This is a genomic window from Variovorax sp. Varisp46 (assembly GCF_059491885.1).
In genome coordinates this window covers 1,706,192-1,717,854 of record NZ_CP168515.1, presented here as the reverse complement: position 1 = coordinate 1,717,854, position 11,663 = coordinate 1,706,192, and the positions used below count along the sequence as shown (strand labels likewise).

The 11,663-nt window shown below is 67.5% G+C and carries 9 protein-coding genes and 1 tRNA gene; 5 read left to right on the top strand and 5 right to left on the bottom strand.

The window, feature by feature from the left end; genetic code table 11:
- Nucleotides 1-18: 18 nt before the first annotated feature.
- Nucleotides 19-939, top strand: a complete 921-nt coding sequence (locus tag ACEN9N_RS08070; RefSeq protein WP_495655826.1) for a hypothetical protein — start codon at nt 19-21, stop codon at nt 937-939.
- A gap of 83 nt (nt 940-1,022) precedes the next feature.
- Here the strand turns inward: ACEN9N_RS08070 and ACEN9N_RS08065 are convergent.
- The 4 genes from ACEN9N_RS08065 to ACEN9N_RS08050 all read right to left on the bottom strand — a co-directional run bounded on the left by ACEN9N_RS08065 (nt 1,023) and on the right by ACEN9N_RS08050 (nt 7,506).
- Nucleotides 1,023-1,109, bottom strand: a tRNA-Leu gene (locus ACEN9N_RS08065).
- A gap of 101 nt (nt 1,110-1,210) precedes the next feature.
- Nucleotides 1,211-4,372, bottom strand: coding sequence for an efflux RND transporter permease subunit (locus ACEN9N_RS08060; RefSeq protein WP_495655825.1), 3,162 nt, complete (start codon nt 4,370-4,372; stop codon nt 1,211-1,213).
- Nucleotides 4,369-5,568 (bottom strand): efflux RND transporter periplasmic adaptor subunit, encoded by a 1,200-nt coding sequence (locus ACEN9N_RS08055; protein ID WP_007829802.1) that lies wholly within the window; start codon nt 5,566-5,568, stop codon nt 4,369-4,371. Before ACEN9N_RS08055 ends, ACEN9N_RS08060 begins: the two co-directional genes overlap by 4 nt.
- A 93-nt stretch (nt 5,569-5,661) precedes the next feature.
- Nucleotides 5,662-7,506, bottom strand: coding sequence for a potassium transporter Kup (locus ACEN9N_RS08050; protein ID WP_413333360.1), 1,845 nt, complete (start codon nt 7,504-7,506; stop codon nt 5,662-5,664).
- A 151-nt stretch (nt 7,507-7,657) separates the two neighbouring features.
- Here ACEN9N_RS08050 and hpnC point away from each other — a divergent pair, with 151 nt between their 5' ends.
- The 4 genes from hpnC to ACEN9N_RS08030 are packed head-to-tail and all read left to right on the top strand — an operon-like array spanning nt 7,658 to nt 10,978.
- Nucleotides 7,658-8,572, top strand: a complete 915-nt coding sequence (hpnC, locus tag ACEN9N_RS08045) for a squalene synthase HpnC (protein WP_413333344.1) — start codon at nt 7,658-7,660, stop codon at nt 8,570-8,572.
- Nucleotides 8,569-9,408, top strand: coding sequence for a presqualene diphosphate synthase HpnD (gene hpnD, locus ACEN9N_RS08040; RefSeq protein ID WP_495655824.1), 840 nt, complete (start codon nt 8,569-8,571; stop codon nt 9,406-9,408). The genes hpnC and hpnD overlap by 4 nt, the downstream gene beginning before the upstream one ends.
- Nucleotides 9,409-9,410: 2 nt before the next feature.
- Entirely contained in the window at nt 9,411-10,673 is a 1,263-nt protein-coding gene (hpnE, locus tag ACEN9N_RS08035; RefSeq protein ID WP_495655823.1) for a hydroxysqualene dehydroxylase HpnE, read from the top strand.
- Nucleotides 10,670-10,978 (top strand): hypothetical protein, encoded by a 309-nt coding sequence (locus ACEN9N_RS08030; RefSeq protein WP_007829811.1) that lies wholly within the window; start codon nt 10,670-10,672, stop codon nt 10,976-10,978. Before hpnE ends, ACEN9N_RS08030 begins: the two co-directional genes overlap by 4 nt.
- Nucleotides 10,979-10,984: 6 nt before the next feature.
- Here ACEN9N_RS08030 and ACEN9N_RS08025 read toward each other — a convergent pair whose 3' ends face one another.
- Nucleotides 10,985-11,626, bottom strand: coding sequence for a LysE family translocator (locus tag ACEN9N_RS08025; RefSeq protein WP_495655822.1), 642 nt, complete (start codon nt 11,624-11,626; stop codon nt 10,985-10,987).
- Nucleotides 11,627-11,663 lie beyond the last annotated feature (37 nt).

The following is an 11,663-nucleotide window of genomic DNA, read 5'->3' as shown; positions in this document are numbered from 1 at the left end:
GAACGCACAGGAAAAATCATGCTTCAGCGACTGTTCGCCGCCCTCGCCTTCACCCTTGTCGTGGCATTCGGCATGCCCTCGTTGGCACAGGCGAAGGCCGATTCGCCCACTCCGGCCGAGCCCACCATCCAGCAGATCTACGAGGCCGCGAACGGCGGCAGGATGGCCGAGGCCGACACCATGATCGCAAAGGTACTGAAGGACCACCCCAAAAGCGCCAAGGCCCATTTCGTCCAGGCCGAACTGCTCGCGGCGCAAGGCAAGTTCGACGGCGCGCGAAGCGCGCTGGCCCAGGCGAAGGCGCTCGCGCCCGACCTGTCTTTCGCCAAGCCCGAGGCCATCGAGCGGCTGACCGGCAAGCTCGACAAGCCCGCCGCCGCACCGACCCGGACCGAACCCGCGCGCATGAGCACACCAGCCCCGGCCCCGCCGCAGACCGAAGCCAAGAGCGGCTCGACGCCATGGCTGCCGATTGCGCTCGTGGGCTTGCTGGTCGTGGGTTACCTCGCCTTCCGTCGCCGGGTGGCGCCGCCTGTGGCCCAAGCCCCGTCGTACGGCCCTGCAGAGGGCGCACCAGGCGCTGGATACGGAAGCTACGCGCCGGGCGGCAACTGGACGCCCGCGGCCCCACCCGCAGCCGCTCCCGGCATGGGCCTGGGCTCGGCGCTGGCCACCGGTGCGGCGGTGGGCGTAGGCGCGGTGGTGGCCCAGGAGGCCGTGCGCCACTGGATGAACAACCGGTCGGACAACACCGACCGGAACGACACTTCTCACATCGCAGACAGCGGCAACGCAGAGATGGGCCGCAGCCTCTGGCCTTCTTCCTCGCCCTCCGCCGACCAGGCGCCCGAACGCATCGTCGACAACGACTTCGGCATCACCGATACCGGTTCGTGGGATGACGGGGGCAGCAGCGGCGGCGACAACAGCGACTGGTGAAGGCGCGCAAAAAAGAAAAAGCCCCCGTCTCTCTCGAAACGGGGGCTTCGTCAATGCCCGATGGAACGGGCTACTCGGCAGGCTGGTGCGCGGGGCCGGACTCGAACCGGCACGTTCTTGCGAACGTCAGGACCTAAACCTGGTGCGTCTACCAATTTCGCCACCCGCGCAATGCCAATCTTTCAGGTGAATGCAAAAGCGGACGGCCTCTTTGCGCCGTGGAACCCCACGGGCCAAAGACCATCCGCTTGAAATCGGTCAGCTTTCGATTTTAAACGCTAATCGGCGCCTCTTTCGGCTCCCGCTTCACACGAAATGCCGCGGCATACATCGCGGGCAAGGCCAGCAGCGTCAGCACCGTCGCGACGATCAGGCCACCCATGATGGCCACGGCCATCGGCCCCCAGAACACGCTGCGCGACAGCGGAATCATGGCCAGCACCGCCGCCGCGGCCGTCAGCACGATCGGCCGCAGCCGCCGCACCGCCGACTCCACGATCGCGTCCCACGCCGGCACGCCCGCCGCGCGGTCAAGCTCGATCTGGTCGATCAGGATCACCGCGTTGCGCTGGATCATGCCCATCAGCGCGATCACGCCCAGCAGCGCCACGAAACCGAAGGGTCGGTTCAGCACCAGCAGCGCGCCGGCCACACCGGCAATGCCCATAGGCCCGGTGATGAACACCAGCAGCGAACGGCTGAAGCTGTGCAACTGCAGCATCAGCAGCGTGAACACCAGGAACAGCATGATCGGCACACCCGCCACGATCGAGGCCGAGCCCTTGCTGCTTTCTTCCACCGCGCCCGCCACCTCGATGCGGTAGCCGCCCTGCCCGGCCTCTACCCAGCCGGCCTCGAGTTGGCGCAGTTTTGGCAGCAGTTGCGCCGTCACGGTCGCGCCCTGCAGCCCCTCGATCACGTCGCCCTGCACGGTGATGGCGTAGTCGCGGTTCTCGCGCCACATCACGCCCGGCTCCCAGGTGAACACCGGCTTGGCGATCTGCGTGAGCGGGATCGAGCGGCCCGAGGTGGTCGGGATGTAGGCGTTGCCGATGTCCGAGATGGCCTGGCGCTCGTCGGGCGCCTGGCGCAGCACGATGTCGATCAGCAGGTCGTTCTCGCGGTACTGGCCCACTGTCGTGCCGCTGAACATGGTCTTCGAGGCCTGCGCAATGGCCTGGCTCGTCACGCCGAGCGCGCGCGCCTTGGCCTGGTCGACTTCGAGGCGGATCACCTTGACCGATTCGTTCCAGTTGTCATTCACGCCGCGCATGTTGGCGTTCTCGCGCAACACGGCCTTCACCTCGTCGGCGTGGCCGCGCAGCTGCGCCGGGTCGGTGCCGATCACGCGGAACTGCACCGGGTACGGCACCGGCGGCCCGTTGGGCAGCAGCTTGACGCGCCCGCGCACCTCCGGAAATTCCTGCGCCAGCACTTGCGGCAGCTTCAGGCGCAGCGTCTCGCGCACCTTCAGGTCCTTGGCGAGCACGATCAGCTGCGACACGTTGGTCTGCGGAAACACCTGGTCCAACGGCAGATAGAAACGCGGCACGCCCGAGCCGATCCAGGTGCTGACCGTCTTCACGCCAGCTTCCTGCATGAAACGCTTCTCGACGCGCTTGGCCACCTCTTCGTTGGCCGCGAACGAGGTGCCCTCGGGGAACCAGATGTCGACCAGGATCTCGGGCCGGCTCGAATCCGGAAAGAACTGCTGCTGCACCTTGCCCATGCCGAAGATACCGAGCGCGAAGATCAACACCGTGGCGCCGATGGTCATCCAGCGGTGCTGCACACACCAGTTCACCGCGCGGCGAAAGGCGTTGTAGAAGGCCGTGTCGAACAGCTCGTGCGGCGGCGCCTCGGGGTCGTGCGGTTTCACCTTCAGCAAGAGCGTGCCGAGGTAGGGCACGAAGTACACAGAGACGATCCACGACAGCACCAGCGCGATCACCGTCACTGCGAAGATCGCGAAGGTGTACTCGCCCGTCACCGACTTGGCGATGCCGATCGGAAGGAAGCCCGCGGCCGTGATGAGCGTGCCCGTGAGCATCGGCTTGGCCGTCACGTCGTAGGCGAAGGTGGCGGCGCGGACCTTGTCGTAGCCCTCTTCCATCTTGCGCACCATCATCTCGACCGCAATGATCGCGTCGTCCACCAGCAGGCCGAGCGCGATGATCAGCGAGCCCAGCGATATCTTGTGCAGCCCGATGCCGAAGTAGTTCATCGCCAGGAAGGTCACGGCCAGCACCAGCGGAATGGTGATCGCCACCACCAGCCCGGGTCGCATGTCGATGTACCAGCCAAAGCGCCCGCCCTTGTGCAGGCCGAGCGAAATGATGCTCACGGCCAGCACGATGGCCACGGCCTCGATCAGCACGCCGACGAACTCGTTGACCGAGCTGGCCACCGACACCGGCTGGTCCTGCACCTGCGCCAGCTTCACGCCGGCCGGCAGGCGCTGGTCGATGGTGGCGGTGGTGGCCTTGAGCGCCTTGCCCAGTGCGATGATGTCGCCGCCCTTGGCCATCGACACGCCAAGTGCGATCACTTCCTTGCCCTGGTGGTGCACCTTGACCGCCGGCGGATCGATGTAGCCGCGATGGATGTCGGCGATGTCGCCGAGCTTGATCTGGCTGCCCGAGCTGCCGCGGATGGGCATCTCGCGCAGCTGGTCGACGCTGGTGAACTGACCGGCCACGCGCACCTGCACCACGTCGAGCGGCGACTGGATCGAGCCCGCGCTCTCGATCGCGTTCTGCGAGCCGAGCTGCGCCAGCACTGCGTTGAAATCGAGCCCCAGCTGCGCCAGGCGCTTCTGCGAGATCTCGATGTAGACCTTCTCGTCCTGCACGCCGAACTGGTCGACCTTGGCCACGTCCTTCACGCGCAGAAGCTGCTGGCGCACGTCATCGGCCAACGTCTTGAGCTCGGCGTAGCTGAAGCCTTCGCTCTCCAGCGCGTAGATCACGCCATAGACATCGCCGAAGTCGTCGTTGAAGAACGGCCCCTGCACGCCGGCGGGCAAGGTGGCGCGCATGTCGCCGATCTTCTTGCGCACCGTGTACCAGACATTGGCCACTTCGGTGGACTTCGACGAGTCCTTGATGTTGAAGATGATCTGCGACTCGCCGGGCTTCGAGTAGCTGCGGATCTTGTCGGCGTACGGCGCTTCCTGCAGCGTGCGTTCGAGCTTGTCGGTGACCTGCTCGGCCACCTGCTGCGCGGTGGCGCCGGGCCAGTAGGTGCGCACCACCATCGCACGGAAGGTGAACGGCGGGTCCTCGTCCTGGCCGAGCTGGAAGTACGCGAAGGCACCCAGCACCATCAGCACCACCATCAGGTAGCGCGTGAGGGGCGCGTGGTCCAGCGCCCACTTGGAGAGATTGAAGCCGGCGGGCTTCTCAGCGGGGGGAGTTGCTGCGCCGCCGCTCATTTGGCGGCACCCGCTGCGATCTCCTTGTTCGTCGCAGCGACAGCCGCCACGGGCTGTGCCGAGTCCTTCGCACCGGCATTTGCGGCGGCCGCGGCCGCCTCCTTGGACTGGTAGATGGTGACCTTCTGCCCCGGCGACAGCACGTGCACGCCCGCAGCCACGACCATCATGCCGGGGGCGATGCCACTGGCGATCACCGCCTCGTTGCCGTCAGCCGTGGCGACCTGCACAGTCTGCGAACGCACCGTCATGGTCGGCTTGTCGAGCACCCACACGGCAGAGCCCTTGCCCTCCTGGCGCAGTGCGCTGGTCGGCAGCTTCATCACCGCGGTGGTGCCATGCGCGAGCGCCTGCGGACGCGCATAGACCGTGGCGCCGAGCGGCGGCGAGGCGGCCGCATCGATGGCGACCTTGACCGAGTAGGTGCGCGTGACCGCGTCGGCGCTGGCCGCTACTTCGCGCACCTCGCCCTGCAGCTCGCTGCCGCCGGACCAGCCGCGCACCGTGACGGGCGACCCCGCCTTGATCAGCGTGGCGCGGTCTTCGGGCACTGCGAACACCACGTCGCGCGCGCCGTCCTGTGCGATGCGCACGACCGGCGTGCCGGCCTGCACCACCTGGCCCGGCTCGGCCTCGATGGCCGTGATGATGCCGGCCACGTCCGCCACCAGCGTCGTGTAGTTGGCTTGGTTGCCCTGCGAGGCGAGCTGCGCCTGAGCCTGTTCGAGCTGGGCCTGCGCGGCCTTCCAGGTGGTTTCGCGGCGCTCGAGCTCGGCGCCGCTGATGAAGTTCTGCTGGCGCAATTCGGTGTAGCGCTTCAGGTCGGCGGCAGCCAGGTCGCGGTTGGTCAGCGCGGCGGCCTGCTGGGCTCGAGCGGCCTCAGCGGCGAGCTTGTAGTCCTGCGGGTCGAGCTGGGCCAGCACCTGGCCGGCCTGCACATGCTGGCCGAGTTCAGCCTGGCGCCTGGTGATCTTGCCCGCCACGCGGAAGCCCAGGCGCGATTCGACGCGCGCCCGAACCTCGGCCGAGAACTCGGGCTGGGCATCGAATTCGCTCGTGCCCACGGTCACGAACTTGACCGCGCGCACGGGATCCTCGGCGGCGGGTTTCGGCGAGCAGCCGGCCAGAAAAATGGCGGGAAGCAGCAGCCATGCGGCACTGCGGACACGGGACGAGAGAACGGCGGAGGCGGTCATGAGACACCCTGGAAAGGACGAACCGGATCATTAATGACCCACTGGTTAGTAATTTAGGGTAAACGTGAAGCACTGTCAATGACCCGCCGGTCACTAGGTTCGTTGGCCCATCTCCACGAGGCGGTTGTCAGGCAGTTCGAAATAGTCCGAAGCGCGCCCCGCGTTGCGCTGCAGCCAGCCGAACAGGGCACGCCGGATCGGGTTCATGCCAGGCAGGGTTTCCTCGCCGATCGAGGCGCGCGAAACGAAGTAGGAGGTCTTCATCGAATCGATCGCCAGCGTCTTCTGGTAGGCCAGGATGCGGATGAATTCCGGCACGTCGGGCCGCTCCATGAAACCGTGGCGCGCCGTGACCATCCAGATGCCGTCCATCAGTTGCTCTGCCTCGATGCGAATGCGCGCGTCGACGCGCGGTGTGTCGCAAGGCAGCACGCGCAGCACGATCACCTGCTCGTGCAGCACCTGGTTGTGCTTGAGGTTGTGCAGCAGCGCGTGCGGCACCGCGGTGGCGTCGGGGTTCAAGAACACCGCGGTGCCGCTCACCCGGTGAGGCATGTGCAGCGCCAGCGACTCGACGAAGGCGCGCAGCGGCAGGCTCTCGGCCGCGGCCGCCTCCAGCCCCAGGCGACGGCCCTTGGCCCAGGTGGTGAACACCACCATCACCACCGCGGCCACCGCCAAGGTGAGCCAGCCGCCCTCGGCGACCTTCAGGCTGTTGGCAACCACGAAGGTCAGGTCGATCACCGCGAAGGCTGCCACGCCGACCACCACCGCCACCTTGTTCCAGCGCCACAGCCCCCAGGCCACGATGCCGGCCAGCAGCGTGGTCGTGACCATCGTGATCGACACCGCGATACCGTACGCCGCCGACAGCGCGCTCGAGCTGCGGAAGCCCACCACCAGCAGCAGCACGCCCACCATCAGCAGCCAGTTCACGGCTGGCACGTAGATCTGCCCGATGGCCGCGCCCGAAGTCTGGATCACCCGCATGCGCGGCAGGTAGCCCATGCGCATCGCGTGTGCCGTGAGCGAGAAGGCGCCAGAAATCACCGCCTGCGAGGCGATCACCGTGGCCATCGCGGCCAGCACCACCATCGGCAGCACGCCCCACGAGGGAAAGAGCCGGAAGAAGGGGTTGTCGATGGCGCCGGGGTTGGCCAGCACCAGCGCGCCCTGCCCGAAGTAGTTCAGCACCAGCCCCGGCAGCGCGATGAACAGCCATGCCAGCCGGATTGGCCGCGCACCGAAGTGCCCCATGTCCGCATACAGCGCCTCGCCGCCCGTGAAGGCCAGGAACACCGCGCCCAGCACCGCCAGCGACTGCGCCCGGTGCTCGACGAGAAAGCCCACGGCCCGCCGAGGATCAAGCGCCGCCAGAACCTGCGGCTGCTGCAGCACCTGCCACAGGCCGGCCGCGGCCAGCACCAGGAACCACAGCAGCATGATCGGCCCGAACACCTTGCCGACCACGCCCGTGCCCTTCTTCTGTACCGCGAACAGCGCGATCAGGATCATGATCGTGATCGGAATCACCGCGCGCTGCAGCACCGGCGCCTGCACCTCCAGCCCCTCCACCGCCGAGAGCACCGAAATGGCCGGCGTGATCAGGCTGTCGCCGTAGAACATGGCCGCGCCCACCAGGCCCAGCATGCCGATCACGTTCCACACCCAGGGCTTGGTCTTCGGTCCGCCCACGGCGCTGCGTGCCAGGGCCTGCAACGCCAGGATGCCGCCCTCGCCGTCGTGATCGGCGCGCAGCACGAACACCACGTACTTCAGCGTCACCACGAACATCAACCCCCAGAAGATCAGCGAGAGCAGCCCCAGCACCGAATCGGGCGAGAACGGGATGCCGTGCTCGGGGTTCATCGTTTCCTTGAAGGCATACAGCGGCGAGGTGCCGATGTCGCCGAACACGACGCCCAGGGCCGCGATCATGAGCACCGGGCCTTTCGGGTGCGCCGCCTCGCCGTACGCGGAAACCTGGGGCCCGGAAGCCGGAGCGGATGCTTTCATGAAGCGGGGAATTCAAAGTGGCGACGCTGCGAGCATAGTGCCGGAGCGTGGCGTCGTCGCTGACAATCGTGGCGTGTCCGCCACTCCCCACCTTGCCGCGCCGTCCGCGCACTACGAGAACTTTCCGGTCGCCTCGTGGCTGTGTCCGCCGCACCTGCGCCCGCCGATCGCCGCCATCTACCACTTCGCGCGCACCGCCGACGACATCGCCGACGAAGGCAATGCCTCGCCCGGCGAACGCCTGGCCGATCTGAATGCCTACCGCGAGGAACTCGCCGCCGCCGCCCGGGGCGAGGTGCTGCCCGCATCACGCTGGCCACAGGTGTTCGGACCGCTGGCCCACAGCATCGCCCGGTACGACCTGCCCGAAGACCTGCTCGCTGACCTGCTGAGCGCCTTCATGCAGGACATCGAGAAGACCCGCGACCGCGGTACGTACGCCGACCGCGCCGAGCTGCTCGACTACTGCCGCCGCTCCGCCAACCCGATCGGCCGCCTGCTGCTGCATCTCTACGGCGTGCACGACGCGCAGGCGCTCGCGCAGAGCGACGCCATCTGCAGCGCGTTGCAGCTCATCAATTTCTGGCAGGACCCGAGCGTCGACCTGCCGCGCGACCGCTTCTACTTTCCGCTGGCCGACTGCGAGCGGCGCAGCCTGACACGCGAGAACTTCAAGGTTTTTGCACCGCTCGCGAGCGGCCCGCCTCCGCAGGAGGCCATCAACCTGATGGCCATCGTGTCGCACTGGGCGCGCGAACTCATGCACCAGGGCGCCCCCCTCGTGCACCGCCTGCCGGGCCGCGCCGGCTGGGAGCTGCGCCTCGTGGTGCAGGGCGGCCTGCGCATCCTCGACAAGATCGAGGCCCTGGGCTTCGACACCTTCTCGCAGCGCCCCACCATCGGCAAATTCGATGCGCCCGTGCTGCTCTGGAAGGCCATGCGGATGCGGAGACAATTGCGGCCCATGAAAGCAGCGCCTCCCCGATGAATCCCGAGCAATACGTACAAGACAAGGCCGCCGCCTCGGGCAGCAGTTTCTATTACGCCTTCCTGTTCCTTCCCAAGCCGCGCCGCGCCGCGATCACGGCCTTCTATGCGTTCTGCCGCGAGGTCGACGACGTGGTCGACGAGGTCTCCGACCCCGGCGTGGCCGCCACCAAGCTCGCCTGGTGGCGCACCGAGGTCGCCCAGTCGTTCGCAGGCACGCCGCGCCATCCGGTGACGCAGGCACTGATGCCGCATGCCGCGGCCTACGGCATCGAGGCACGCCAGCTCAACGAAGTGATCGACGGCTGCCAGATGGACCTGGAGCAGACCCGGTATCTCGACTTTCCCGGCCTTGCGCGCTACTGCCACCTGGTGGCCGGCGTGGTCGGCGAAGTCGCGGCGCGCATCTTTGGCCAGACCGATCCGCAGACCACCGCCTACGCCCACAAGCTCGGCCTGGCGCTGCAGCTCACCAACATCCTGCGCGACGTGGGCGAGGACGCCCTGCGCGGACGCATCTACCTGCCGGTGAACGAGTTGCAGAAGTTCGACGTGAAGGCGCACGAGATCCTCAACCGCGTGCACTCCGATCGCTTCGTCGCGCTGATGAAGTTCCAGTCCGAGCGCGCCCACGCGGCGTACGACGAAGCGCTCGCACTGCTTCCGCTGGCCGATCGCCGCGCGCAGAAGCCCGGGCTGATGATGGCCAGCATCTACCGCACCTTGCTGCGCGAGATCGAGCGCGACAACTTCCAGGTGCTGAACCAGCGCGTGAGCCTGACGCCGGTGCGCAAGTTCTGGCTGGCGTGGAAGGTCCAGGCTTTGGGACGCATCTGAGCTTGAAGAAGAAAACCGCCGTCATCGGCGCCGGCTGGGCCGGCCTCGCCTGCGCGGTGGAAGCCACGCGGCTCGGCCATGCCGTCACGCTGTTCGAGGCGGCGCACATGCCGGGCGGCCGGGCGCGGCGGGTCGACAACATGCACGGGCTGGCGCTGGACAACGGCCAGCACATCCTGATCGGTGCGTACACCGCCACGCTGCAGCTGATGCGCGATGTGGGCGTGGATGTCGAAGGCGCGCTGCTGCGCATGCCTCTCTCGCTGCGCTTCGCCGATGGCGGCGGGCTCAAGCTGCCGCGGCTGCCCGCGCCGCTCGACCTGCTGGCCGGCATCTTCACGGCGCGCGGCTGGACATGGCGCGACAAGTCTTCGCTGCTGCGCACCGCGATCCGGTGGCGGCTTGCAGGCTTTCGATGCGCCAGCAGTACCACGGTCGCCGACTTGTGCGCAGGCCTCACGCCGCGCGTGATGCAGGAATTGATCGAGCCGCTGTGCGTTTCCGCATTGAACACGCCCGTTGCGCAATCGAGCGGGGAAGTGTTCCTGCGCGTGCTGAACGACGCCCTGTTCAGCGGCAGCGGCGGCGCCGACCTGCTGCTGCCATGCGCCGACCTCGGCGCCCTGATGCCCGATGCCGCCGTCCAATGGCTCATGAAGCACGGCGCAGCGGTGCGTATCGGCGCCCGTGTGCGTGCCATCGCGCCGGAAGCCGGACCGTGGCGCGTCGACGACGAGCTCTTCGACAAGGTCGTGCTGGCTTGCGCGCCATGGGATGCTGCGCGGCTGGTCCGCGCATCCGGACTGCCGGCCGAGCGCTGGTGCGGAACCACCGAAGCCCTGCGCTTCGAGGCCATCGCCACGGTCTACGTGCGCGGCGCGACGCCGCTCGCCGAACCGATGCTCGCGCTGCGCAGCGATCCGGCCAGCGCACCGGCCCAATTCGCGTTCGACCGGGGCCAGCTCAGCGGCCTGCCCGGAGTGCTTGCCATGGTCGTAAGTGCCAACGAAACGCCGCGCGAGGCGCTGGAAGAACAGGTGATCGCGCAAGCGCTCGCGCAGTTGGGCCAGACGAAGCTGCAGCTCGTGCAGACCGTGGTCGAGAAGCGCGCCACATTCGCCTGCACCCCGGGGCTGTCGCGGCCGCCGATGGACATCGCCCCCGGCCTGCGAGCCTGCGGCGACTACATCGAAGGTCCCTACCCTGCCACGCTGGAGGGCGCGGTGCTCAGCGGGCTGGCAGCGGCGAAGGCATTGAACGCATGACGACCGAACTGCGCTATCTCGATTTCGACTACAGCGAAGACACCGAAGGCCACGGCACCTTCGACGCGATGGCGTCGACCACGCCGGACAAGACACCCGAGGTGCGAGCTGAAATCGCGCAGGTGCTCGATTGGGCCGAAGCCACGTTTCCCCATGCGCGCGGCGCCCTCGATGAAGGCGCGACCTGGGACTACGACCTGCAGCAGACGCACGAGGACAACCCGCGCTTCGACACCCTCACCCTCTCGCTGAGTGGCACTGCCGATTTCTGCGCCGCGCTGCGCGAGCAGTTCGCGCTGGGCTGAAAAAGATCAGGCCGCCTTGTTGCGCAAGCGCAGCAGGCTCATCCCCAGCAGCACGAACGCCCCGCCCGACACCTTGTTGAAAACCCGCGTGCGGCGCGGGTCCGACAGCTGCTTGCGCAGCAGGCGCGCCAGCAGCACATAGAACGCATGCGACAGCACCGAGGCCGTCGCGAAGGTGGTCGTCAGCACCGCGAACTGCATGGCGAGCGGTGCATCCTGCGTCAGGAACTGCGGAAACAGCGCCGAGAAGAAAAGAATGCCCTTCGGGTTCGTGAGCGCCACCGTCAGGCCGTGCCCGAACAGCCGCCAACTGGAGCGCGGCGACCCCTCGACCGACGTGCCCTGCAGGTCGGCGAACACGCTGCCCTGGCTGCGCCACTGCTTGATGCCCAGATAGATCAGGTAAGCGGCGCCGGCCACCTTCAGCACCATGAACGCATTGGCCGAGGTGGAGAGCACCACGCCCAGCCCGGCCATTGCCGCGGCGGAGACCATGAACAGCCCCATGGCGTTGCCGAGCGAACTGATCATCGCGCGGCGCGGACCCACGCTCATCGAATTCGAGACGGCGAGCAGCACGGCCGGACCCGGCGTGAACGCAACGAGCAGTGTCACGCCGCAGAAGAGGAGCCAGTTGGAGAAATGCATGTGGGTTTTTCCTGGCCGGAGCGCAGCCGCAAGACGT